Origin of the sequence: Pseudoalteromonas sp. UCD-33C, assembly GCF_001306895.1 — a bacterium.
Taxonomy (GTDB): Bacteria; Pseudomonadota; Gammaproteobacteria; order Enterobacterales; family Alteromonadaceae; genus Pseudoalteromonas.
The window spans coordinates 41,248-65,437 of record NZ_LJTB01000011.1; the positions used below are offsets into that span (position 1 = coordinate 41,248).

Here is a 24,190-nt window from a genome sequence, read left to right on the forward strand (position 1 = left end):
TTAACCCATGTTTAGTGAATAAGCTAGAATAATGACATTTTGCTTAATCTACAAGCAAACTTTACCCAAAAGCGGTTAATAAGTACTTAAGTTTGTAATCCTTTAAGCTAGTACCAAGTTGACGCAGGGCTTTGCTTGAGGTGGTGGGCGTATCAGAGTAAACTTGGCGCGTTTTTATTAATGAGAGATATGCTCTATGCGCGTAGCTGATTTTAGCTTTGACCTTCCTGATGAATTAATTGCTCGTTTTCCTAAAGCAGATCGAACTAGCAGTCGTTTACTGACGCTTGATGGCCCATCAGGCCAAGTTGAGCATAAAGTATTTAGTGATATTTTATCGCTCGTTAATGAAAATGACCTATTAATTTTCAATAACACCAAAGTGATCCCTGCTCGTATGTTTGGGCAAAAAGAGTCAGGCGGTAAGCTTGAGGTTTTAGTAGAACGTGTACTCGACGAGCATCGTGTGCTTGCGCATGTGCGAGCTAGTAAATCGCCAAAACCAGGCTCAAAAATCATTCTAGAAGGTAAAGCCGAAGCAATCATGGTTGCGCGTCATGGCGAGCTTTTCGAGCTTGAATTTGCCAAAGACGAAAATGTACTCGATATCCTAAACGACATCGGTCACATGCCATTACCACCTTATATTGACCGTCCTGATAACGAGTCAGATCGTGAGCGCTACCAAACGGTTTATGGTGAAAAGCCTGGTGCTGTAGCCGCGCCAACAGCTGGCCTGCATTTTGATGATAAATTAATGGCAGCCTTAAAAGACAAGGGCATTAACATGGCCTTTGTGACTTTGCACGTAGGTGCAGGTACTTTCCAGCCTGTTCGCGTTGACTCAGTTGATGAGCATGTTATGCACTCAGAGTACATCGAAGTACCAGATGAAGTGGTTAAAGCGGTAGCCGAAACTAAAGCAAAAGGTGGGCGTGTAATTGCTGTAGGTACTACCTCAGTTCGCTCACTGGAGTCAGCTGCTAAAGTGCACGGCGGCAAACTAGATACTTACTTTGGTGATACCGATATCTTTATTTACCCGGGTTATCAGTTCAATGTGGTTGATGCCATGGTGACAAATTTCCACTTACCTGAATCAACGTTAATCATGCTAGTGAGTGCCTTTGCAGGCCAAGAGAACATAATGGGTGCTTATCACACGGCTATTGAGCAGCAGTATCGCTTCTTTAGTTACGGCGATGCGATGTTTTTAACGCGCAAATAAGCGCTGATGAGAATTTGAAAAAGCCCAGTTTTTTAACTGGGCTTTTTATTTTCGAATTTAGCCCAATTTATAGTAATAAACCCGCAAACAGGGTAGAATCGAGCGGTTAAATTATAGCTTGTTGGACTGTTTTTCCGACACTGAGGATAATATGAAATTTGAATTAGACCGCACTGACGGTAAAGCGCGCCGCGGCCGCTTGATTTTTGAACGTGGTGTTGTAGAAACACCAGCATTTATGCCTGTAGGTACTTACGGTACTGTTAAAGGTATGACGCCTGACGAAGTGAAAGATACTGGTGCACAAATCTGCCTAGGTAACACTTTCCACTTAATGCTGCGTCCTGGCACAGAAATCATTAAGCAGCACGGTGACTTACATGACTTTATGAATTGGGATCGTCCAATTCTAACTGATTCAGGCGGTTTCCAAGTATTCAGCTTAGGCGCAATGCGTAAAATCACTGAAGAAGGCGTGATGTTCAGTTCACCAGTTAACGGTGAAAAAATCATGCTTTCGCCAGAAAAAGCGATGCAAGTTCAGCGTGATTTAGGTTCTGACATCGTGATGATTTTTGACGAATGTACGCCATACCCTGCGACAGAAAAAGAAGCTAAAGATTCTATGGAGTTATCACTTCGTTGGGCTAAACGCTCAAAAGAAGGTCATGGCGATAACCCAGCTGCGCTATTTGGTATTATCCAAGGTGGTATGTACCCTGAGCTTCGTGCACAATCACAAAAAGGCCTAGAAGAAATTGGCTTTGATGGTTATGCATTAGGTGGTTTATCGGTTGGTGAACCGAAAAACGAGATGATCAATATTCTTGACCACTGTGCTTACAAAATGCCTGAAGACAAGCCTCGTTACTTAATGGGCGTTGGTAAACCAGAAGACTTAGTAGAAGCGGTTCGCCGTGGTATCGATATGTTTGACTGTGTAATGCCTACGCGTAATGCCCGTAACGGTCATTTATTTGTAACTGGCGGCATTGTTAAAATCCGTAATGCAGTACATAAAACAGACACCGGTCCACTGGATCCTGAGTGTGATTGTCATACGTGTAAAAACTATTCACGTGCATACTTGCATCATCTTGATAAATGTAATGAAATCTTAGGCGCACGTCTAAACACGATTCACAACTTACGTTATTATCAACGCGTGATGGAAGGCTTACGTAATGCCATCAGTAATGGCAAACTAGACGAATTTGTTGCAGATTTTTATGCACGCCGCGGCCAAGATGTGCCAGAGCTTGCAGATACATCAGATTAAATTTTTAGAAAAATTAAAGAGGAAGTGAAATGAGTTTATTCATCTCAAACGCCCACGCAAGTGCGGCAGGTGCAGCACCAGCAGGTGGTGGCATGGAAATGCTAATCATGTTGGGTATTTTTGGTCTGGTATTTTATTTCTTAATCTACCGTCCACAAGCTAAGCGTGTAAAAGAGCATAAAGCACTAATGGGCGCAATGGCGAAAGGCGACGAAGTACTAACGCAAGGTGGTTTAGTAGGTAAGATTGCTAAAATCGCTGATGACAAAGACTTCATCGTGATTTCATTAAACGACCAAGCAGAAGTAACAGTACAAAAATCAGCTGTTTCTGCAGTATTGCCAAAAGGCACTATGAAGTCGCTATAACAATAAAAATAAGGACTCACACGTGTTAAACAAGTTTCCATTATGGAAGTATTTACTTGTTCTAGTAGTGTTAGTCGTTGGTATTTTATATGCCTCTCCTAATTTGTATGGCCGAGATCCGGCCATACAAGTTTCGGGCACTAAAGGTACTGATGCTGACCTCAGCGTACTCGATAAAGTAAATGCGACTCTCAAAGAACATAACGTTACTGTTAAATCAAGCAAACTTGAAGACGGACAAATCCTCGTTCGTTTTAAGAATGTTGAAGACCAACTAAAAGCGCAAGATCTACTGCGTGATTCCCTTAGTGAAGATTATATCTCTGCAATCAATATGGCGCCTGCTCAACCAGAGTGGTTAAAGTCACTGGGTGGTAACCCAATGAAACTAGGCCTAGATTTAAGCGGTGGTGTTCACTTTACTATGGAAATCGACATGGCGACGGCGGTTGATACTCAGCTTGAGCAAATGGAACAAGATTTCAAAAGTGACTTACGTGAAGAAAAATTGCGTTATCGCACCATTCGCCGTGTAGCGAACAGCGAGCGATTACGTGTTGAAATGCGTAACGAAGAAGATAAAGACGCAGCAGAGCGTTTCTTATCAACACGTTACCCATTAAACGTTTACGTTGATGATAGCAGCAGTGACAATGCTTTTTATGCCAGCATGAGCGAGCAAAAGCTTAAAGAAATTCGTGACTACGCTATCAAACAAAATGAAACAATTATCCGTAACCGTATTAACCAAATCGGTGTTGCAGAGCCTAACGTACAGCGCCAAGGTGCTGAGCGTATCATTGTGCAACTTCCGGGTGTACAAGATACAGCGCGTGCTAAAGAGATTCTGGGTGCAACAGCAACACTAGAATTCCGCGAAGTTGATGAAAATGCAGATGCAAGTGCAGCCCTGCAAGGCCGTTTACCGCCAGGTACAGAAATGATCATGGCGCGTGAAGGTTACCCTGTGGTACTTAAGCAGCGCATCATTCTTGAAGGTAGCCACATCACTGGCGCGCAATCAGGTATGGATGAGTATCAACGTCCACAAGTTAGCATTACGCTAGACAGCAAAGGTGGCGCAAAAATGAATGCGTTCACTAAGCGTGCTATCGGTAAACGCATGGCAACGGTATTTATCGAATACAAGCCATCAGGTAAAACAGATGAAAACGGAAAAGCACTTCCACCAATTAAAGTTGAAGAAGTGATTAACGTAGCGACGATTCAAGCGCGTCTTGACCGTTCATTCCGTATTACTGGTATCGATAACCCAGCTGAAGCACATAACCTAAGCCTATTACTTCGTGCCGGTGCACTTGTAGCGCCAATTCAAATCGTTGAAGAGCGCACGGTAGGTCCAAGCTTAGGTCAAGAAAACATTGAAGCAGGTATGACAGCGGTTGTGCTTGGTTTTGTGTTTGTACTTTTATTTATGCTTGTTTACTACAAAGGTTTCGGCATGGTGGCGAATATCGCACTGGGCGCAAACCTAGTATTAATTGTTGGTGTGATGTCGCTTATTCCAGGTGCTGCGTTAACACTACCGGGTATTGCTGGTATCGTATTAACTGTAGGTATGGCCGTTGATGCCAACGTACTTATCTTCGAACGTATTCGTGAAGAACTTGCTGATGGCCGTAGTCCACAACAAGCCGTTCACTTTGGTTACGACAGCGCGTTTAGCACAATTTTAGATGCTAATATCACAACACTTATCGCAGCAGTGATCCTATTTGCAGTGGGTACTGGTCCTATTGCTGGTTTCGCAGTAACACTAGCGATTGGTATTATCACCTCTATGTTTACAGCCATTGTTGGTACCCGTGCGGTAATCAACTTATTCATTGGCGGTAAGCGTATTGATAAGTTGTCGATTTAGGAGTCAGCATGCAAATTTTAAAACTCGGTGGTAAAACACTCCCGTTTATGAAGTTAAGAAAGTTTGCCATGGCACTATCAACCTTGTTGATATTGGCTTCTTTCGTGTCGTTTTTTACTAAAGGCTTGAATTTTGGTCTCGACTTCACTGGCGGTACCGCTGTTGAGGTAGGCTTTACACAAGCACCTGATCTTAAAGACGTTCGTGATGCAATCACTGAAAGTGGCTTTGAAGATTTCTCGGTGCAACTGTTTGGCTCAAGTAAAGAAATTTTAGTGCGTCTTGCTCCGCAAGGTCCTGGCGTAAAAGCAGAAGTAATTGGTAACCAAATCATTACGGCATTACAAAAAGTAGAGTCGACAGTAGAAATGCGTCGTATCGAATTTGTTGGCCCAAGTGTTGGTGAAGATCTAAAAGAGCAGGGTGGCCTTGCCATGTTAACTGCGCTTATCTGTATCTTAATTTACGTTGCGTTTCGTTTTGAATGGCGTTTTGCGATCGGTGCTGTATCGGCACTATTACACGACGTTATCATTACACTAGGCTTATTCTCAGTACTTGGCCTAGAGTTTGACTTAACGATTCTTGCGGCGATTTTGGCGGTAATAGGTTACTCACTGAACGATACCATTGTTGTATCTGACCGTATCCGTGAAAACTTCCGTAAAGTGCGTATTGATGACACGATTGAAATAATCGATATCTCATTAACGCAAACGTTAAACCGTACCCTAGTAACATCAATCACCACTATCCTAGTATTGATTGCGTTATTTGGTTGGGGTGGTCAAACGATCCACGGTTTCGCAACTGCATTACTATTTGGTGTGTTCATCGGTACTTATTCATCTGTTTATGTTGCTTCAGCTGTAGCAATTGCAATGGGTGTAAGTAAAGAAGACTTAATTCCAGAAGTAATTGAAAAAGAAGGTGCGGATCTCGATCCAATGCCTTAATAAGTGATACAAAAAGAAACCGCCCTAATTAGGGCGGTTTTTTTATGGGAGACATTATGAAACACCTGATGTTTAGCGTGTTTGTACTTTTAATGCTTAGTGCTTGTGACGATAAGCCTGAGTCAAAACAGACAGAAGTGCAGCAAATACCTGAAGTAACACTTCAGCAGCAGTTCGACAGCTATAAAGGGTTGGCTTGGCTAGTTGTAGAAGCACTACAAAACCAATCAACTGCTCAGCAATTACAAGGCTTGACGCTTAAGCTAATTACTTCATCAACAGGCTTGTTTTTGAATCTAAAAGCACAGTTGCCAGAGTGTGAGGCAAGCTTGCAAGCGATGGCAGACGCTACAGAGTTTCAGCAACAACAAAGTGATGATACAGAGGCGTTGAAGAATGTAATAACAATTAATGTAGAGCCTGAACTACCTGAGTTTGCTGCACCAAGCTGTTACCACGCACAAAAGTTATTACTTAATCCGCTCGCAGTTTATAAATTTGCGCAACAAGCTGATTTAGCACAGAGTGATTACCAAAAAGCTAAATTAAAAATGACAGATAGTTTTGCCCGCATTAAGCAGCTTGAGCTGATCACCGCTATTGAGTAATCTGCACTCGTCATAGCCTTGCCATAAAATTGTCATACAAGGTTGATAATTTACCCACCTATTTGTATTACTAACGCTAGGTGTAAGGTGAACGCACAACTACAGCAGATCTTAGATAACAGTGCAATTGAGACCTTGTTTCAACCTATCTTTGATATTTCTAATCAACATATTTTGGGTTATGAGGCATTAAGCCGCGGTCCGAAAGGGTCTGAGTTAGAAATGCCGAGTGCATTATTCAGTGCAGCTATTGCTTGCCATAAGATCTCTGAATTAGAGCTACTTTGCCGCAGTAGAGCAATTGAGAACTTTGTTAAGCTCAATCTAGAAGGCAAGCTATTTTTAAATGTAAGCCCTAAAACCTTACTTGATCCTTGCCATCCTAAAGGTGAAACATTACACCTAGTTGAACACTTTGGCCTAGCAACTAACCGGGTAGTAATTGAAGTTACAGAACAAGAAAAAGTCGATGATGGCTTTTTATTGTTAAAGACCATTGCTCATTATCGTGAGTTAGGCTTTTCGATTGCCATTGATGACTTAGGGGCTGGCTATTCGGGCTTAAAGCAGTGGTCTGAGTTATGTCCTGAGTTTGTAAAAATAGACCGCTACTTTATCGACCACTGCGATCAGAGTGTGGTTAAAAAAGAGTTTTTAAAGTCAATTATAGAGCTTGCAAAAGCCACCAATACGCAAGTTATCGCAGAGGGCATAGAGCGGGCAGAGGAGCTTTGTTTACTCGAAAGTTTAGGCGTACAACATGCGCAAGGCTTTTTACTCGAAAGGCCGAGCTTACAGCCAAGTTACGAAATTAATATCCACTGCTTAAAGCACTTAGAGTCATCAGATAATAGCAATGCATTTGAGCAGTCTATGGCAATTGGCTGGTTGGCAGTCGAGCACGCCAGCATAGAAGCAACAACCCGCTGTAAAGATGCCCACAGTATCTTTGAGCAAGATAAAAGCTTAACGAGCTTGGCAGTACTTGAACACAATATTCCTGTTGGTTTATTACACCGAGATCAACTCACTGAAGTGTTTGCCGCTCCCTATGGCCATGCGCTTTATGATAAGCAGCCAGTTACTTCTTTAATGGATAAACAGCCGTTAATCGTTGACGAAAACGAGTTACTCGATACGGTGAGTCAGCAAATTACTGAGTTTGAGTTTGATATTCGACGCCACATTGTTATCACCCGAAGTGGTGAATACTTAGGCTTGGCGCCATTGCGTAATATCTTAAAACACATTACCGAAGAAAAAATCCGCCATGCACAACATGCCAACCCGCTTACTATGCTGCCGGGTAATGTCGCAATTAACGAAGCAATTGAGCTGAGGCTTCGTAATAATTATCCGTTCTCACTCGCATACGTTGATTTAAACCACTTTAAACAATTCAATGACCTGTACGGTTATGCCAGTGGTGACAGCGTTATAAAATTACTTGCTGAAGTCATCGTAGAGGCCTGTAGTACTAGCAAAGGGTTTATCGGGCACATTGGCGGTGATGACTTTATGGTGGTGTTTGATAAAAATGATGCAGAGCAAGTTTGTCATGACATCATTAGTAAGTTTGAGCTGCAGTCTCGCACCTTTTTCACCCCAGAACATATTGAGCAAGGGGGTTATTGGGCAAGCAATCGAGAAGGTAAAAAGCAGTTTGTGCCACTACTTACATTATCAATCGGTTTAGTTAAGCCTGATTTAGAGTTATGTATTAACAGCCACCAAGTCGCAGCGCTGGCAACAGATGCAAAAAAAGAGGCCAAGCGTTATCAGAGTAGCCACTTGTTTGTATGTAAACGTAGTCGACCAGCCCCTGCAGTGGTGCGTTTAAGCAGCCAAAAAGATGAAGTGATATCTATCAGTTCATGAAGAAATTTTAAGTTCGCTTAATTTTACTTGTGTCCCTGTTTAACTGGGTGTAGCTTAAAAAAAACACAATGAATAAAAATAACAATGAAGCGACTATGTAGTGCAATCCTAGTATTGCTAAGCCTAGGATACAGCCTTACCACAGAAGCTAACAATGTGGTCAATTTAGCGATTGAACAACGCCCACTGTATAAACGCGATTATTATCTTCATGAATTGCTGGCAGCAGCTTTGCGTGCCAGTAATTATCAAGCAGAAATCAACGAGGTTCTGGTTCACCCCCATCAACAGCGCACATTGCTGATGCTCGATGAAAAGCAAGCCGATGTGTTTTGGAGTATGACAAGCCCCGAGCGAGAACACCTTGCAATAGCAGTTAAAGTACCTTTGTTTAAAGGCTACATTGGTAAACGCGCATTACTAACTAAGCGAGCGTTTTTACCGCGTTTTAAAGATTTAAAAACGAAACAAGATTTAGCGCAGTTTAGTGCCATTCAAGGCCATGATTGGCCCGATACTAAAATCCTTGCTCAAAACGGCTTAACAGTCAGACCGCTGGCAAATTACCAGGCAATGTTTAGCTTAGTGATCAGAGGGCGAGTTGATTATTTTCCGCGTTCGTTCATTGAGGTTATTTCTGAAATGGAACAAATCAAAAGTGACGATCTGGCTATAGTGCCTGACCTTTATATTAGCTATCCAACGGCATTTTACTTTTTTGTCAGTAACCACAAGCCTGAATTGGCAGAAGCCCTGTTAAAAGGACTCAAGGTGATGAAAAGCACTGGCGAGTTTGAACAGCTATTTGCCAGTTACTTTGCTGAAGACTTGGCTAAGTTGCCATTTAAAGAAGGTGAAGTCATAGAGGTAAAACTCGACAACGATTATTTTCAGCCACAAAAAAAGGAGCCTTAGCTCCTTTTTGTATTTTTACATTACAACCCGCTATTAGCGAAGTAGTGACTCAGTTAACACTGGGCGAATTTCACGAATGATTGCTTGAGTTAACTTAGGTGCACCACAAATGATGTTGCCGCTTTGGTTGTAGTTAATACCACCTGCGAAATCAACAACCATACCGCCAGCTTCTTTAACTAAAAGCTCGCCTGCCGCTGTGTCCCATGGCTTAAGGCCAATTTCAAAGAAACCATCAACACGACCGGCTGCAACATAAGCCATATCTAATGCAGCAGAACCTGCACGGCGGATATCAGCAGTGTGCACGAAAAGTGCTTTAAACGCTTCAGAGTATGCGTCTAAGTGGTGCTTTTGTTTGAATGGGAAACCAGTTGCAAGTACAGAACCTGCTAACTCGTTAGTTTTAGTTACGCGTAAACGCTTGCTGTTAAGCTGTGCGCCTTGACCACGAGAAGCAGTGAATAATTCACCACGGATTGGGTCATAGATAACAGCTTGGTCTAAACGACCTTTAACTTTAAGTGCAATAGATACTGCGAAATGAGGGATACCCTTGATGAAGTTAGTTGTGCCATCAAGAGGGTCTACAATCCATTGGTAATCTGCATCTTTACCTTTATGCTCACCAAGCTCTTCACCTACGATAGTGTGATCTGGGTAAGATTTTAAAATGGTATCACGAATTGCGGCTTCAGCTTCTTTGTCGATGTTAGTAACTAAGTCGTTTGTGCCTTTTTGTTGTACATCAACTTTTGATAAATCTTCACTTGCGCGAAGTAAAATTTTGCCTGCGTTACGCGCAGCGCGAACCGCAATGTTTAACATTGGATGCATAGCATTACCTTTGGGTTGTAAAAGAACGAATATATTTAAGCCGGCGTATTCTAGCGATTTCTAGCGTAAAGTAAACAATAAACTCGAATAAATTAGTTTGTTTTTTGTACAGTTCTGATTTTGTTGTTGATTTAATTTCAGAAGAAGGGGTTAGTGGTCAGCCGTCAGCCGTCAGCCGTCAGCCGTCAGCCGTCAGCCGTCAGCCGTCAGCCGTCAGCCGTCAGCCGTCAGCCGTCAGCCGGCAGTTTGAAATTTGCATTCTGAAAAATTCGTGCCTATATAAAGTTTTTATACTTAAAAGGATGCAAGTATGAATTTTGAAAAATTAGAGGTATGGAAGCGTTCCTCAAGATTAAGTGCTGACATCTACAAAGAAACGACAGATCTAAATGATTTTGGCTTTCGCAATCAGCTCACACGTTCTGGTTTATCAATACCGAGTAACATCGCAGAAGGTATGGTGAGAATCAGCAAAAAAGAACGGGTGCGTTTTTTAGATATATCAAGATCGTCCATAGCAGAAACACGAACGCAAATTTATATCGGAATCGAGATTAAATACATTGATGCTGCCATAGGTAGAGCTTGGGTGAGTGAAACGGAAGAGCTATCAAAAATGTTGACATCTCTTATTCATAAGATCGAAGCTGATAGCTGATAGCTGATAGCTGATAGCTGATAGCTGATAGCTGATAGCTGATAGCTGATAGCTGATAGCTGATAGCTGATAGCTGATAGCTGATAGCTGATAGCTGATAGCTGATAGCTGATAGCTGATAGCTATGTTATAATCCCCCGCAATTTTTGACTTTCAGTAAGTAACAACGCAATGACACTTGATGATATTCGTATCGTATTAGTTAACACATCACATTCTGGTAATATTGGCTCAGCGGCACGTGCTATGAAAACGATGGGCTTATCAAATTTATATCTTGTTGATCCTGCTTGTGAAATTGACAGTCATGCGAGTGCGCTTGCGGCCGGTGCAACTGATGTTTTAGGTAAAACAGTGGTTGTTGATACACTGGCAGATGCGATTGCTGATTGTGGTTTAACAATTGGTACCAGCGCACGCTCACGTACTTTATCTTGGCCTATGGTTGAGCCGCGTGAATGTGGTGAAAAATTAGTGGCTGAGGCTGAACATGGCCCTGTTGCACTCGTGTTTGGTCGTGAAAATAGTGGTTTAACGAACGAAGAGCTACAACAATGTAACTACCACGTATGTATTCCTGCAAACCCTGAATACAGCTCACTAAATCTAGCAATGGCCGTGCAAACGCTATGTTATGAAACACGTATGGCATATTTAAATAAACAGCCAAAAGTACAAGAAGAAGACGAAGCAACCTACCCAAATGCGAAGCAAACAGAGCTGTTCTACGAGCATTTAGAGCAAACGCTAAACGACACAGGTTTTATCATCAAGCAACACCCTGGCATGGTGATGACTAAACTACGTCGCTTATTTAACCGCGCACGTCCAGAAGAAGCTGAGATGAACATTTTACGCGGTATTCTTACCTCTATTAATAAGTCTATTAAATAATCACAGGTTATAAGTATAATACTTGACTAAATTACTCAGGTAATTACAATGTACCTAGTACTTGACTGTTTTTGTCAAGTATTCGGTTTTATCAATGGCAAGTATCAATTTTTATCAAGTGATAATACTTGACTATTTTGGTCTGGTAATTAAAATTTGCACACCTTAGCGTGCAGTAACATCGGGGGCTCCATGAAGTTAACATCAAAAGGCAGATACGCAGTAACCGCCATGTTGGATGTTGCACTACATACAAATGTGGGTGCAGTGCCTCTTGCCGATATTTCTGAACGCCAAGAGATTTCGTTATCTTATCTTGAACAACTATTCGCCCGTTTACGTAAAAACGGCCTTGTGACCTCTGTGCGTGGCCCAGGTGGCGGATATTTATTAGGTCGAGAAGCGAACGAAATTTCTGTCGGCGATGTGATTAACGCCGTTGATGAGTCTGTTGATGCAACACGTTGCCACAATGCAACGGGTGGCTGCCAAAGCGGCATGCGTTGTTTGACTCATACCTTATGGTCGGACTTAAGCGCACGTATCGAAGAGTTTTTAAATAGTATTACCCTTGCTGAATTGGTGGAAAAGTCAGATGTGAAAGAAGTCGCATCGCGCCAAGATAACAGCATCAACAATGCAATTAAGCAACTGGAAAACATTCAAGTAAGCTGTCAACTGTAGCTTGACGAAAGCGGAGAGAGAAATGAAGTTACCGATTTATTTAGATTACGCAGCAACCACGCCTGTTGATGAACGTGTGGCAAAAGAAATGATGCAATGCCTGACTATGGACGGTAATTTTGGTAACCCTGCATCACGCTCACACCGTTTTGGTTGGCAAGCAGAAGAAGCCGTTGATCAAGCACGTACAGATATTGCTGATCTGATCAACGCTGACCCGCGTGAAATTGTTTTCACTTCAGGTGCTACAGAATCAAACAACCTAGCAATTAAAGGTGCTGCGCAGTTCTATAGAAAGAAAGGCAAGCACGTTATCACTGTTAAAACAGAGCACAAAGCAGTGCTTGATACGTGTCGTGAACTAGAGCGTCAAGGTTTCGAAGTAACCTATATGGACGTTGAAGAAAACGGTTTACTTGACCTTAAAAAGCTTGAAGCTGCAATGCGTGACGACACAGTACTTGTGAGCGTAATGCACGTAAATAACGAGCTAGGTGTTATCCAAGATATCGCGACAATCGGCGAAATGTGCCGTGAGCGCAAAATTATGTTCCACGTAGATGCTGCACAAAGCGCAGGTAAAGTACTTATCGACGTGCAACAGTTAAAAGTAGATTTCATGTCGTTCTCTGGCCACAAAGTATATGGCCCGAAAGGTGTAGGCGCACTTTATGTTCGTCGTAAGCCTCGCGCACGTTTAGAAGCGCAAATGCACGGTGGTGGTCATGAGCGTGGTATGCGTTCAGGCACTCTAGCTACTCACCAATTAGTTGGTATGGGTGCGGCATTTAGAATCGCTAAAGAAGATTTCGAAAAAGACCATGCACACATCAGCGCACTTCGTAAGCGCCTGATCGATGGCATCATGGCTGATATGGACGAAGTTTACTTCAATGGTGAACCAAGTCACTCAGTTCCAGGTATTGTAAATATCAGCTTCAACTTTGTTGAAGGTGAGTCGTTATTAATGGCTGTTAAAGACATTGCTGTTTCATCAGGTTCAGCCTGTACCTCAGCAAGCTTAGAGCCTTCTTATGTACTACGTGCATTAGGCCGTAATGACGAGTTGGCACACAGCTCAATTCGTTTCAGCATTGGCCGCTTTACGACTGAAGAAGAGATTGATTACACCGTTGAACTAATCAAAAACTCGATCGGCCGTTTACGTGAGATGTCTCCTCTTTGGGAAATGCATCAAGAAGGTATTGATTTAGATTCAGTTGAGTGGGCGCATCACTAATCAGTGATCGCCGCCGCTAGCAGGTAGTGAGGATAGTATTATGGCTTATAGTGATAAAGTAATCGATCATGTTGAAAATCCACGTAACGTGGGTGCTTTAGACAAAAATGATCCGTCAGTTGCAACAGGTATGGTGGGTGCACCAGCATGTGGTGACGTAATGAAATTGCAAATCAAAGTATCACCAGAAGGTGTAATTGAAGACGCAAAATTCAAAACATATGGTTGTGGTAGCGCAATCGCTTCTTCTTCACTTGTAACTGAGTGGGTAAAAGGCAAAACATTAGATGAAGCTGCAACAATCAAAAACACTGATATCAGTGCTGAGCTTGAATTACCGCCAGTGAAAATTCACTGTTCAATTTTAGCAGAAGACGCGATTCAAGCAGCAATTGCTGACTACAAAAGCAAACAAGCGAAGTAAGAGATAAATTCATGGCAGTGACATTGACAGATGCGGCAGCAAACCGCGTAGAATCATTTTTAGCAAATCGCGGCAAAGGCATTGGCCTACGCGTTGGCATTAAAACGACGGGCTGTTCAGGTCTTGCTTATGTTCTTGAGTTTGTTGATGAGTTAGCAGACGGCGACGAAATTTTTGAAAGCCGTGGTGTGAAAGTGATCGTTGATGCTAAAAGCTTAGTCTACATTGATGGTACTGAGCTTGATTACACCAAAGAAGGTTTGAACGAAGGGTTTAAGTTTAACAACCCGAACCAAGCCGATGAGTGTGGTTGCGGCGAAAGCTTCACCGTTTAAGCTTATAAAACTTTCTTTGCTTGAAGCCCTGCCTATGTAGGGCTTTGTTCTTTCCTGTTTACCGAGTTGGATTATGTAATGCGTTACTTTGAGTTATTTGCAATTCCAGTAGATTACAACATTGATTTAGCGACTATTAATAAACACTACCTTGAGCTGCAACGTGCAGTTCACCCAGATCGCCACGCAAGCTCTAGCAGCCGTGATAAATTACTTGCTGTGCAAAATGCAGCAGAAATCAATGATGCATTACAAACTTTAAAACACCCGGTAAAACGTGCTGAGTACATGCTAAGCGAGCTTGGTGTTGATATTCGCGCCGAGCAACAAACATTACAAGACCCGCTATTCTTAATGCAGCAAATGGAGCTGCGTGAAGAATTAGAAGAACTTGAAAATGCCGCAGATCCTGATGCAGCAATTGCCCAGTTTGAAGCGCAAATTAAACAGCTCGATAAACAATACAGCAGTGAATTAGCCGCTCAGCTGGCAAGTAATGATGAGCAACAATGGCAAGCTGCCGCTGACAATATTCGTAAATTGAAGTTTGTTTATAAGTTACGCGATGAACTAGAGCGTATTGAAGACAGTTTATTTGATGATTAATCGTTAGTTGTTACACAACAGCTATTTAAGAGTTTAAAAAGAGCATTATGGCATTATTGCAAATTGCTGAGCCGGGGCAGAGCGCGGCACCACATGAGCACAAATTAGCAGTCGGTATTGACCTTGGTACGACTAACTCGTTAGTTGCAACAGTGCAAAGCGGTGAAGCGCGCACACTAACTGATTTAGCAGGCAACGCGATGCTACCATCGGTAGTGCAATACCAAGCAGATAGCATTGTGGTAGGTGAACGAGCGGCAGCAGCTGCTACTCAAGACCCTGCAAACACTCTAATTTCAGTAAAGCGTTTTTTAGGTAAAACTCAGGCTGAAATCGAAAAAAGCTATGGTCAACTGCCGTACGAATTTTGTGAGCATGATGGCTCATTAGCAATCAGCACGGTTGCGGGTGCAATTAGCCCTGTTACTGCATCGAGTGAAATTTTAAAAGCATTAAAACTGCGCGCAGAAGACAGCTTTGCAGGTCAAGATATCTTAGGTGCAGTTATTACTGTGCCAGCTTATTTTGATGATGCACAGCGTCAAAGCACCAAAGATGCCGCAGAGCTTGCAGGTATCAAGGTTTTACGTTTATTAAACGAGCCAACGGCTGCGGCTGTAGCTTATGGCCTTGATTCAGGCCAAGAAGGCATTATCGCCGTGTACGATTTAGGTGGCGGTACATTCGATATTTCTATTTTACGTTTACACCAAGGCGTATTCGAAGTACTTGCTACAGGCGGTGACTCAAGCCTTGGTGGTGACGATTTTGACTCGCTACTAGTTGATTACTTCAAAAAACAAACGGGTGTGAGCGAGCTTTCTGCATCGGTGTTGCGTTTATTCATCAATAAAGCAAAAGCGTGTAAAGAAGCGCTGAGCCAATACCAAACTGTAAATGTTGGTTTAGAGTTTGATGGTCAAAGCCACAAAGTTGAAGTTACCCGCGAAACGTTTGATGAGCTTGCTCTTAGCCTTGTGAAGAAAACACTACGTTCTTGTCGCCGTGCCGTTAAAGATGCCGGTATCGAGAATGAAGAAGTACTACAAGTTGTAATGGTTGGCGGCTCGACTCGCATGCCAATTGTACGCTCTCAAGTTGCTGCATTTTTTGATAAAGAGCCACTAACTTCTATCGACCCAGATCGCGTAGTTGCACTCGGTGCGGCATTACAAGCAGACGTATTGGTTGGCAATAAGCCAGATTCAGACATGTTGCTATTAGACGTATTACCACTATCGCTAGGTCTTGAAACCATGGGTGGCTTGGTTGAGAAAATCATTCCACGTAACACTACGATCCCTGTTGCACGTGCACAAGAGTTTACTACTTTCAAAGATGGTCAAACGGCAATGTCACTGCATGTATTACAAGGTGAGCGTGAGTTAGTTGACGATTGTCGTTCGTTGGCTAAATTCAGCTTAAAAGGTATTCCGGCAATGGCTGCAGGTGCTGCGCACATTCGCGTAACCTTTAAAGTTGATGCCGATGGTTTATTAAGTGTATCGGCAATGGAAAAATCAACGGGTGTACAAGCTGAAATTCAGGTCAAACCATCATTTGGTTTATCGGACGACCAAGTTGCAAACATGCTAAAAGAATCAATGACTAACGCAAAAGACGATATGCAAGCGCGTATGCTTAAAGAGCAGCAAGTTGAAGCATTACGTGTAGTTGAAGCGCTTGAAGCATCATTGGCAACCGACAGTGCATTACTTGATGAACAAGAATTAGGTGCGTTAAAAGCAGAAATTGCTAAACTTGTTGCCGTACGTGAAAGCGCAACAACACCTTCAGAAATTAAAGCAGCGATTGAAGCTGTAGACAATGCAAGTAGCGAATTTGCTGCTCGCAGAATGGATGCATCAATCAAAAAAGCGCTGCAAGGGCAGTCAGTAGACGAAGTTTAACGAGGTAAGGTATGCCACAAATTATTTTTCTTCCACACGAAGAGTTATGCCCAGAAGGCGCTGCTATTGAAGCTCCTGCAGGTGAAACTGTATTAGATGTAGCGCTAAAGAATGGTATTAGCATTCCACATGCATGTGAAAAATCATGTGCGTGTACAACATGCCACTTAGTCATCCGTGAAGGTTTTGACTCTTTAGATGAGAGCGATGAGCTAGAAGATGACATGCTAGATAAAGCATGGGGTCTTGAGCCTGAGTCACGCCTTGGTTGCCAAGCGGTGATCAAAGATGAAGATTTAGTGGTTGAAATTCCAAAGTATAATCTCAATATCGTTAATGAAGAGCATTAATTTTTAACGGCTTTGATTTCGTAAAAACCGCTGTAGTTGCTTGGTCTCTACAGCGGTTTTTTGTTTTTTAGAGCTGTCAGCTTTCAGCCGTCAGTTTTTAGCAGAACGAGAGGGTGGTTCAGTTATTAGTGTTTTTGAACAGCAATAGCTTTACATTTATTTCCCGATTTTCTTAAGCTTTTGATAGCTGATAGCTGATAGCTGATAGCTGATAGCTGATAGCTGATAGCTGATAGCTGATAGCTGATAGCTGATAGCTGATAGCTGATAGCTGATAGCTTTTACTTGGAGGTTCTATGTCTGATTTGGTTTTTTCTGATTCGTTTATCGACGGTGACTTTTACTCTACGAGCCAGCGTTTTAGTGTAGATAACCCTGCAACCGCAGAGGCGATCACCCATGTCTCTGATATTGATGAAGCTGGCGTTGAGCAAGCAATAAAAAGTGCTGACGAGGCATTTAGCAAATTAAAGCAAACAACCGCAACCGAGCGTAGTGAAACGTTACGCCGTTGGTACGACTTAGTCATTGAGCACAAGCAACAGCTCGCTGAACTAATGACCAAAGAGCAGGGGAAGCCTTTAAAAGAAGCCTTGGGCGAAGTGGAATATGGTGCGGGCTTTATTAAGTGGTTTAGCGAAGAAGCAAAGCGCAGTTATGGCGACACAATTCCTGCTACTGACAGCAAGCATCGTTTAAGAACGATAAAACAGCCAATCGGTGTGGTGGCTGGTATTACCCCTTGGAATTTCCCGATTGCCATGATCACCCGTAAAGTGGCACCCGCTTATGCCGCGGGTTGTAGTTTTGTGATTAAACCTTCGGAGCATACGCCATTATGCGCTATTGCCTTAGCCTACCTTGCTGATAAAGCAGGGTTTGTAAAAGGTGCGCTGAACGTAGTGGTCTCTGAAAACGCAAAAATGGTGGGTGAGATCATGACCGAGTCGGAGCGTGTCCGTAAGTTCACATTCACAGGCTCAACCGGTGTAGGTAAGCAGTTACTATCGCAGTGCGCTTCAACAATTAAACAAACATCGATGGAACTTGGCGGCAATGCCCCGTTTATTATTTTTGATAATGCCGATTTAGATGAGGCGGTTGCTGGCCTTATGGGGGCTAAATTTAGAAACGCAGGACAAACCTGTGTTGCCGCTAACCGAATTTTTGTTCAGCGCTCAGTGCTTGAAACGGTGCTCGAAAAACTCACAGACAAAGTAGCTGAGTTAAAGGTAGGTAATGGTCTTGATGACGGGGTAGATATTGGCCCATTAATTTACCCTAAGGCAAAAGAGAAAGTTCAAACGCTTGTGCAAGATGCGGTTGATAAAGGGGCGTCGTTAATCGGTGACAACAGCGAGCTTGAAGGTAGCTTTCAAGCGCCATTAATTTTAACCGATGTGACCCCAGAGATGGACATTTATCATGATGAAGTGTTTGGCCCTGTAGTCAGCATAATCGCCTTTGATGATGAGCAAGAAGTACTTCAGCTTGCGAACGACGTACCTTACGGTTTAGCTGCGTATTTTTATAGTGAAAACATCAAGCAAGTTTATCGCGTAAGCGAAGCACTCGAATACGGCATGATTGGTATTAACGAAGGTCTTATTTCAAACCCAGTAGCGCCTTTTGGCGGCGTTAAACAGTCTGGCTTAGGCCGAGAAGGCGGTCACCAAGGGTTAGATGAGTATCTAGAAGAGAAGTATCTTTGTGTTAAGGTTTGAGCCGTCAGCCGTCAGCCGTCAGCCTGATAGCTGATAGCTGATAGCTGATAGCTGATAGCTGATAGCTGATAGCTGATAGCTGATAGCTGATAGCTGATAGCTGATAGCTGATAGCTGATAGCTAACTCCTCACCTTTTATTTTTCACAAAATGATAGCGCTGTCATTTTAGTTTTTATATGATAGGAACGAATTATTAACAAAAATGAAAAATAGTACGCAGAAATACCGTACACTCAGGGCTTAAACGAGGAGAAAGTAATGGATTTTAAGAAGTCACTATTCGCGGTAATGCTAGCGACTGCGCCTTTAATGGCTAGTGCAGCATTAACTCAATCGCAAGTTGATCAGTTTGCGAAAGGTACCGAACTGCTGTTTTCGGTAGAAGATAACTTTCGTAATAAAGATGCGGGCTTTTTAGGAAAAATTACCCTCAATAATGGCTCTGATGTGGCGTTGCCTGCAGGCGAGAGCGACTGGCAGCTTTATATTCACTCTGTTCGTAAAATCTCAACCGAGCATGTTGCGGGCCTAAACATAGAGCACGTTAATGGTGACCTTCATCGCATCGTACCAACGAGCTCGTTTAAAGGTTTAGCAGCAGGTGAAAGTTTAGAGTTGCCGTTTGATGCGCAAGTATGGATTGTTGCTTACAGTGACTTTATGCCACGGGCATTTTTTGTTTCGGGTAAGAATAAACCAGGCGTATTTGCCAACACCGACACTGAAGACTTTAAACAGTTTGTGACGCCATTTACCCGTGAAAATCAGTTACGCCGTTACAATGAGCCAAAAGATTTATCGGTTTTAGCAACGGCAAAAGTACGTTTCGAGCGTAATAGCACTGATAAGGTGTCGGTTAGTAAAGACGATGCTTTAAAGCGTATTATTCCGAAGCCTCGTAAAGTCGATTTTAATCGAGGTAGCGCAACGTTAAACAATAATTGGCAAATCAGTTATCAAGGCCAGCTTAAGCACGAAGTTATGGTGTTTATGCAAGACTTACAAGATGACTATGGCATTAGCCTTAAAGCACAGCCAGATCATATCAATGTCGGCAAAGACAAAGTAATACGCTTAAAAGTTGACCCTAAACTCAATAATGCAAAAGCAGAAAGCTACACTCTAGAGATTGATGACGAAGTGATCACCATCGTAGGTAGCGATAACGCCGGTGTGTTTTATGCGATGCAAAGCTTATTGAACCTCATTCCTGCAAATAGCCAAGGCAGTGCCAGCTTACCGCAGTTAGAACTTGAAGACTCACCGCGTTATGGCTGGCGTGGTATGCATTACGATAATGGTCGTAACTATCATGGCAAAGAAGCCATGTTCAAGCTGGTTGAGCAAATGGCTCGCTATAAAATGAATAAGCTACACTGGCACTTTTCAGAAGATGAAGGTTGGCGACTTGAGATCCCAGGTCTACCAGAGCTCACAGACGTTGGTGGCTATCGCTGCTTTGATTTAGAAGAGCGCGAGTGCTTATTAACTCAGCTTGGCACAGGGCCATTTAAATCAGGCTCTGGCAACGGTTATTTGAAACGTGATGAGTTTGTTGAGCTATTAAAGTTTGCGAAAGACCGCCACATTCAAATCATCCCTGAAGTTGAAGGCCCAGGTCATGCGCGAGCCTCAATCAAAGCGATGGAAGCGCGTTATCACAACATGTTAGAAGAAGCTGAGAAAGCCGCTAAAAATAACATTAAAACGCGCTCTGCAAACAAAGAAATTCAACACATAGATATGGGGCCGGCAACGCAATACTTGCTTACCGATCCTAAAGATACCTCTGTGTACATGACGGTACAAAACTACAAAGATAACTCAATGAATGTGTGTATGGACTCTACCTACGCATTTTTAGATAAAGTAACTTATGAACTTCAGCAGATGTACCGCGAAGCAGGTGTGCAGTTAAAGAACCTGCATATTGGTGGTGATGAAGTCGGTGCTGGTTCGTGGATAGGCTCGCCAATCTGTCAGGCGTTATTTGCTGATCCTAATAACGGTGTAGCTGGCCCGGCTGATTTAAAACCTTATTTCACACAACGTGTTGCAACCTTACTTGAAAAACGCGGTATTTCTCCGGGGATTTGGGAAGATGGCATCATGTACGACCGTGAAAACTCGTTTAAACGTGATGAGTTCCCTAACAAAACCTTCACCGTTAATACTTGGGATAACATTTGGGAATGGGGCGTTGCCGATAGAGCATACCGCCTAGCAAATGCTGGTTATCAAGTGGTGTTATCACACGGTACGCATTTGTACTTTGACCACCCATACGAAGCAAGCCCTGAAGAGCGTGGTTATTACTGGGCCACTCGTTACACAGATACTAAAAAAGCCTTTAATTACATGCCTGATGACGTGTATGCCAATGCTGATTACACCCGCACCCGTGAGCCAATCGTTAATTTAGAAGCGTTGGTGGGTCGCCCGTTACCTAAACTTGAAAAGCCAGAGAATATTTTGGGTATGCAAGGTCAGGTATGGTCAGAAACAATCCGTACTGAAGAGCAAGTATTAGCCATGATCTTCCCGCGTATTCTGTCAGTGGCAGAGCGCGCATGGCATAAAGCCGATTGGGAAGGCGAAAACGTCGATAGTAAAAAACAAGCAAAAGACTGGGCTGAGTTCTCAAGTGCAGTCGGTTTAAAAGAGCTTGATAAGTTAGCCAAAGATGGCATTGATCTGCATTTACCGGTACCAGGTGGTGTGATTGAAAATGGTAAGCTGTATGCCAACAGCGCATTTGCTTATTTGAGCATTGAATACAGCCTAGACAACGGCCAAAGCTGGCAAACTTATGCCGAGCCTGTAAAAGTTGATAGCAATGCAAAAGTTGCGCTACGCACCCGCTTAAACGCACAGCAAACCAGTCGCGTCACAGTTGTTGGTGAGTAGTGCTTTGTGATGAATAAATGTGACGCCTACAGCAAAGTGTAGGCGTCATTTTTGCGTGCGCGTCTGACTAAAATCTGGCGGCCTAAAAACTTCGCGCGAAATAAATTTCACGTCTACAATACCTCGCACCCCGCACCCCGCACCTCGCACCTCGCATCTCGCACCTCGCATCTCACACCCCGCATCTCGCACCTCGCACCTCGCACCTCGCACCTCGCATCTCGCATCTCGTATCTCGCACCTCGCATCTCGCATCTCGCACCTCGCACCTCGCATCTCGTATCTCGCACCCCGCAACTCGCAACTCGTATCTCGTATCTCGTATCTCGCATCTCGCATCTCGTAGGCGTCACGCTTGCTTGGCGCGTTTTGCATTCAACACCTATCTGAAGGGGGAATGTATTGCAACCAAACAACACTGTTCGGCTCAAAACTGATAGCTGAAAGCTGACGGCTAATCCAAATTCATCGTGCGAAATAAACTACACGCCTACGGCATCTAAAAAGTATGTCAGCGCTGTCATTTTTGTTGCGATAGTGTTATAAATATTTAATATCTATTTTATATAATCATCTGAATCAGCAGCGCTGTAGAGTCGAACTGTGCTGTTATGGGAAATGTTATGTCTGAAATGAATAAACAAAGCAGTGTTGTGCCTATGGCGATTGTTGCCACGCTGTTTTTTATACTGGGTTTTGCTACATGGTTAAATGGCTCACTGATGCCATTTTTACAGCAAATTTTGCAGCTTTCACCTTTTCAGGCATCGCTGATTATTTTCTCGTTTTATATCGCAGTGACTTTTACGGCTCTACCTTCAGCGATGATCATCAGAAAGGTAGGTTATAAAAACGGTATGGCGCTGGGTATGGCGACCATGATGGTGGCAGGTTTACTGTTTATTCCTGCTGCAAAAACGCAAATTTTTGCACTGTTTTTATTCGCTCAACTTGTTATGGGAGCTGGGCAAACGTTATTACAAACAGCGGTTAACCCATACGTAGTAAGAATCGGCCCAGAAGAATCAGCCGCGGTTCGCGTTAGTATTATGGGTATATTAAATAAAGGTGCAGGTGTTGTTGCGCCGATTGTATTTACTGCACTGATACTCAGCGATTTTAAAGGCTTTGTAGGTAAAGAGCTCAGCCAAACTGATATTGATGCAATGGCCAATGGCTTAATATTACCGTATTTAGGGATGGCTATTTTTATTGGTATACTCGGCTTTGCAGTTACTAAAATGCCATTACCAGAGTTAATTGATGACGATGTTGATGAACAAAAACCGGGGCAGGTAAAAGAAGCGTTGAGTCATCCGAGTCTTGCCTTAGGGATTGTGGCACTTTTTGTTTATGTAGCTGTTGAAGTAATTGCAGGTGATACGATTGGTAGCTTTGCGTTGTCGTTAGGTGTTGAAAAATACAGTGTTATGACATCATACACCATGGGCTGTATGGTACTAGGTTACTTTTTAGGGATTTTACTTATCCCAAGAGTGTTATCGCAGCAAACAGCGCTGACAATTTCAGCGGTATTGGGTTGTGTGTTAACTCTAGCGATTGTTACAGGTAGCAATGAAACTGTATTTATATCAACATTATTTGGCCTAAAATCGGTACTGCCTGATACCTTATTGCTCATTGCTGTGCTAGGCTTTGCTAATGCCATTGTATGGCCGGCAGTTTGGCCGTTAGCATTATCTGGTTTAGGCAAGCTAACTAGTGTAGGCTCTGGTCTGCTCGTTATGGGTATTGCTGGTGGAGCGTTCGGTCCATTATTTTGGGGCTTAGCAAGTGGCGGCGTAAAAAGCGCAGAAGCACAACAAATGGCTTATATTGTGATGTTGCCTTGTTATTTATTCATACTTTTCTATGCTGTTAAAGGTCATAAGATGAAAAGTTGGAAGTAATTATGAGTTTGAGGTTGGGTGTAAAGCGCACCGCCTTGAACTTTGAAAAGCATTTCTAGTAAATAGAAATAATCCCGTGTGTAATGCCACCGAAAGGTGGCATTTTTTTGTTTGGGGTTTGAAAAAATTAGGGGCTAGGTATTAGGGGGCTAGGTGCTAGGCTTTCGCGCGAAATAAATTTCACGCCTACAATACCTCGCACCTCGCACCTCGCACCTCGCATCTCTTGTCTCGTGGGAACGGCTTTAGCCGTGAATTACCCTTAAAGACTTCGGCACTAAAGTACCTCCTACATCGTAGGCGTCACGCTTGCTTGGCGCGCCTCAAACACGGCACTGCTGTTTATATTTCGCGCGAAATAAATTTCACGCCTACAATATCTCGCACCTCGCACCTCGTACCTCGCACCTCGCATCTCTTGTCTCGCAGGAAGGGCTTTAGCCGTGAATTACCCTTAAAGACTTCGGCACTAAAGTACCTCCTACATCGTAGGCGTCACGCTTGCTTGGCGCGCCTCAAACACGGCACTGCTGTTAATATTTCGCGCGAAATAAATTTCACGCCTACAATATTTCGCATCTCGCATCTCGCATCT

21 protein-coding genes are annotated in these 24,190 nt (G+C 43.1%); 20 read left to right on the forward strand and 1 reads right to left on the reverse strand.

Going from position 1 to position 24,190, the window contains the following annotated elements; all coding sequences use genetic code 11:
- The first annotated feature begins 196 nt into the window (after nucleotides 1–196).
- The 8 genes from queA (at nucleotide 197) to AOG26_RS16685 (ending at nucleotide 9,114) form a co-directional block, all read left to right on the forward strand.
- Complete coding sequence (gene queA, locus AOG26_RS16650; protein WP_054563537.1) at nucleotides 197–1,228, forward strand: tRNA preQ1(34) S-adenosylmethionine ribosyltransferase-isomerase QueA; 1,032 nt, start codon at nucleotides 197–199, stop codon at nucleotides 1,226–1,228.
- 151 nt (nucleotides 1,229–1,379) lie between these two features.
- Nucleotides 1,380–2,507: a tRNA guanosine(34) transglycosylase Tgt gene (gene tgt, locus AOG26_RS16655; protein WP_054563538.1), complete on the forward strand. Its 1,128-nt coding sequence runs from the start codon at nucleotides 1,380–1,382 to the stop codon at nucleotides 2,505–2,507.
- A gap of 29 nt (nucleotides 2,508–2,536) precedes the next feature.
- The gene (yajC, locus tag AOG26_RS16660) at nucleotides 2,537–2,875 is read left to right on the forward strand and encodes a preprotein translocase subunit YajC (protein WP_054563539.1); all 339 of its coding nucleotides are present in this window, start codon (nucleotides 2,537–2,539) and stop codon (nucleotides 2,873–2,875) included.
- Nucleotides 2,876–2,897: 22 nt separating this feature from the next.
- On the forward strand, nucleotides 2,898–4,757 hold the full coding sequence (gene secD, locus AOG26_RS16665) for a protein translocase subunit SecD (RefSeq protein ID WP_054563540.1): 1,860 nt from the start codon (nucleotides 2,898–2,900) through the stop codon (nucleotides 4,755–4,757).
- 8 nt (nucleotides 4,758–4,765) lie between these two features.
- Nucleotides 4,766–5,713, forward strand: coding sequence for a protein translocase subunit SecF (secF, locus tag AOG26_RS16670; RefSeq protein WP_054563541.1), 948 nt, complete (start codon nucleotides 4,766–4,768; stop codon nucleotides 5,711–5,713).
- A gap of 56 nt (nucleotides 5,714–5,769) precedes the next feature.
- Complete coding sequence (locus AOG26_RS16675; protein WP_054563542.1) at nucleotides 5,770–6,321, forward strand: hypothetical protein; 552 nt, start codon at nucleotides 5,770–5,772, stop codon at nucleotides 6,319–6,321.
- Between the two features lie 87 nt (nucleotides 6,322–6,408).
- On the forward strand, nucleotides 6,409–8,199 hold the full coding sequence (locus AOG26_RS16680; protein ID WP_054563543.1) for a GGDEF domain-containing protein: 1,791 nt from the start codon (nucleotides 6,409–6,411) through the stop codon (nucleotides 8,197–8,199).
- An 84-nt stretch (nucleotides 8,200–8,283) separates the two neighbouring features.
- A complete protein-coding gene (locus tag AOG26_RS16685; RefSeq protein ID WP_054563544.1) occupies nucleotides 8,284–9,114 on the forward strand; it encodes a substrate-binding periplasmic protein in 831 nt (276 codons plus the stop codon).
- A gap of 33 nt (nucleotides 9,115–9,147) precedes the next feature.
- On the opposite strand, the gene suhB is transcribed toward AOG26_RS16685, so the two are convergent.
- Entirely contained in the window at nucleotides 9,148–9,951 is an 804-nt protein-coding gene (gene suhB, locus AOG26_RS16690) for an inositol-1-monophosphatase (RefSeq protein WP_054552496.1), read from the reverse strand.
- A gap of 310 nt (nucleotides 9,952–10,261) precedes the next feature.
- Here suhB and AOG26_RS16695 point away from each other — a divergent pair, with 310 nt between their 5' ends.
- The 12 genes from AOG26_RS16695 (at nucleotide 10,262) to nagP (ending at nucleotide 23,595) form a co-directional block, all read left to right on the forward strand.
- The gene (locus tag AOG26_RS16695; protein ID WP_054563545.1) at nucleotides 10,262–10,609 is read left to right on the forward strand and encodes a four helix bundle protein; all 348 of its coding nucleotides are present in this window, start codon (nucleotides 10,262–10,264) and stop codon (nucleotides 10,607–10,609) included.
- A gap of 171 nt (nucleotides 10,610–10,780) precedes the next feature.
- A complete protein-coding gene (trmJ, locus tag AOG26_RS16700) occupies nucleotides 10,781–11,503 on the forward strand; it encodes a tRNA (cytosine(32)/uridine(32)-2'-O)-methyltransferase TrmJ (RefSeq protein WP_054563546.1) in 723 nt (240 codons plus the stop codon).
- Nucleotides 11,504–11,695: 192 nt separating this feature from the next.
- Nucleotides 11,696–12,187 (forward strand): Fe-S cluster assembly transcriptional regulator IscR, encoded by a 492-nt coding sequence (gene iscR, locus AOG26_RS16705; protein WP_054552499.1) that lies wholly within the window; start codon nucleotides 11,696–11,698, stop codon nucleotides 12,185–12,187.
- Between the two features lie 22 nt (nucleotides 12,188–12,209).
- Nucleotides 12,210–13,427 carry an IscS subfamily cysteine desulfurase gene (locus AOG26_RS16710; RefSeq protein WP_054563547.1) on the forward strand — a complete coding sequence of 406 codons (1,218 nt, stop codon included), beginning with the start codon at nucleotides 12,210–12,212 and terminating at the stop codon, nucleotides 13,425–13,427.
- Nucleotides 13,428–13,467: 40 nt separating this feature from the next.
- The gene (gene iscU, locus AOG26_RS16715) at nucleotides 13,468–13,851 is read left to right on the forward strand and encodes a Fe-S cluster assembly scaffold IscU (protein ID WP_054552501.1); all 384 of its coding nucleotides are present in this window, start codon (nucleotides 13,468–13,470) and stop codon (nucleotides 13,849–13,851) included.
- Nucleotides 13,852–13,862: 11 nt separating this feature from the next.
- Nucleotides 13,863–14,186 carry an iron-sulfur cluster assembly protein IscA gene (gene iscA / locus AOG26_RS16720; protein ID WP_054552502.1) on the forward strand — a complete coding sequence of 108 codons (324 nt, stop codon included), beginning with the start codon at nucleotides 13,863–13,865 and terminating at the stop codon, nucleotides 14,184–14,186.
- Between the two features lie 78 nt (nucleotides 14,187–14,264).
- Nucleotides 14,265–14,792, forward strand: coding sequence for a co-chaperone HscB (hscB, locus tag AOG26_RS16725; protein WP_054552503.1), 528 nt, complete (start codon nucleotides 14,265–14,267; stop codon nucleotides 14,790–14,792).
- 47 nt (nucleotides 14,793–14,839) lie between these two features.
- Nucleotides 14,840–16,702, forward strand: coding sequence for a Fe-S protein assembly chaperone HscA (gene hscA, locus AOG26_RS16730; protein WP_054563548.1), 1,863 nt, complete (start codon nucleotides 14,840–14,842; stop codon nucleotides 16,700–16,702).
- Nucleotides 16,703–16,713: 11 nt separating this feature from the next.
- Nucleotides 16,714–17,052, forward strand: coding sequence for an ISC system 2Fe-2S type ferredoxin (fdx, locus tag AOG26_RS16735; protein WP_054563549.1), 339 nt, complete (start codon nucleotides 16,714–16,716; stop codon nucleotides 17,050–17,052).
- A 296-nt stretch (nucleotides 17,053–17,348) separates the two neighbouring features.
- On the forward strand, nucleotides 17,349–18,776 hold the full coding sequence (locus AOG26_RS16740) for an NAD-dependent succinate-semialdehyde dehydrogenase (RefSeq protein WP_054563550.1): 1,428 nt from the start codon (nucleotides 17,349–17,351) through the stop codon (nucleotides 18,774–18,776).
- A gap of 260 nt (nucleotides 18,777–19,036) precedes the next feature.
- Nucleotides 19,037–21,685 carry a family 20 glycosylhydrolase gene (locus AOG26_RS16745; protein ID WP_054563551.1) on the forward strand — a complete coding sequence of 883 codons (2,649 nt, stop codon included), beginning with the start codon at nucleotides 19,037–19,039 and terminating at the stop codon, nucleotides 21,683–21,685.
- A 623-nt stretch (nucleotides 21,686–22,308) separates the two neighbouring features.
- Nucleotides 22,309–23,595 carry an N-acetylglucosamine MFS transporter NagP gene (gene nagP / locus AOG26_RS16755; protein ID WP_152966984.1) on the forward strand — a complete coding sequence of 429 codons (1,287 nt, stop codon included), beginning with the start codon at nucleotides 22,309–22,311 and terminating at the stop codon, nucleotides 23,593–23,595.
- Nucleotides 23,596–24,190: the final 595 nt, after the last annotated feature.

Coding starts and splice junctions, on each gene's coding strand:
- queA (WP_054563537.1), top strand. CDS start 197: ATGCGCGTAGCTGATTTTAGCTTTGACCTTCCTGATGAATTAATTGCT.
- tgt (WP_054563538.1), top strand. CDS start 1,380: ATGAAATTTGAATTAGACCGCACTGACGGTAAAGCGCGCCGCGGCCGC.
- yajC (WP_054563539.1), top strand. CDS start 2,537: ATGAGTTTATTCATCTCAAACGCCCACGCAAGTGCGGCAGGTGCAGCA.
- secF (WP_054563541.1), top strand. CDS start 4,766: ATGCAAATTTTAAAACTCGGTGGTAAAACACTCCCGTTTATGAAGTTA.
- AOG26_RS16675 (WP_054563542.1), top strand. CDS start 5,770: ATGAAACACCTGATGTTTAGCGTGTTTGTACTTTTAATGCTTAGTGCT.
- AOG26_RS16685 (WP_054563544.1), top strand. CDS start 8,284: ATGAAGCGACTATGTAGTGCAATCCTAGTATTGCTAAGCCTAGGATAC.
- suhB (WP_054552496.1), bottom strand. CDS start 9,951: ATGCATCCAATGTTAAACATTGCGGTTCGCGCTGCGCGTAACGCAGGC.
- AOG26_RS16695 (WP_054563545.1), top strand. CDS start 10,262: ATGAATTTTGAAAAATTAGAGGTATGGAAGCGTTCCTCAAGATTAAGT.
- trmJ (WP_054563546.1), top strand. CDS start 10,781: ATGACACTTGATGATATTCGTATCGTATTAGTTAACACATCACATTCT.
- iscR (WP_054552499.1), top strand. CDS start 11,696: ATGAAGTTAACATCAAAAGGCAGATACGCAGTAACCGCCATGTTGGAT.
- AOG26_RS16710 (WP_054563547.1), top strand. CDS start 12,210: ATGAAGTTACCGATTTATTTAGATTACGCAGCAACCACGCCTGTTGAT.
- iscU (WP_054552501.1), top strand. CDS start 13,468: ATGGCTTATAGTGATAAAGTAATCGATCATGTTGAAAATCCACGTAAC.
- iscA (WP_054552502.1), top strand. CDS start 13,863: ATGGCAGTGACATTGACAGATGCGGCAGCAAACCGCGTAGAATCATTT.
- hscB (WP_054552503.1), top strand. CDS start 14,265: ATGCGTTACTTTGAGTTATTTGCAATTCCAGTAGATTACAACATTGAT.
- hscA (WP_054563548.1), top strand. CDS start 14,840: ATGGCATTATTGCAAATTGCTGAGCCGGGGCAGAGCGCGGCACCACAT.
- fdx (WP_054563549.1), top strand. CDS start 16,714: ATGCCACAAATTATTTTTCTTCCACACGAAGAGTTATGCCCAGAAGGC.
- AOG26_RS16740 (WP_054563550.1), top strand. CDS start 17,349: ATGTCTGATTTGGTTTTTTCTGATTCGTTTATCGACGGTGACTTTTAC.
- AOG26_RS16745 (WP_054563551.1), top strand. CDS start 19,037: ATGGATTTTAAGAAGTCACTATTCGCGGTAATGCTAGCGACTGCGCCT.
- nagP (WP_152966984.1), top strand. CDS start 22,309: ATGTCTGAAATGAATAAACAAAGCAGTGTTGTGCCTATGGCGATTGTT.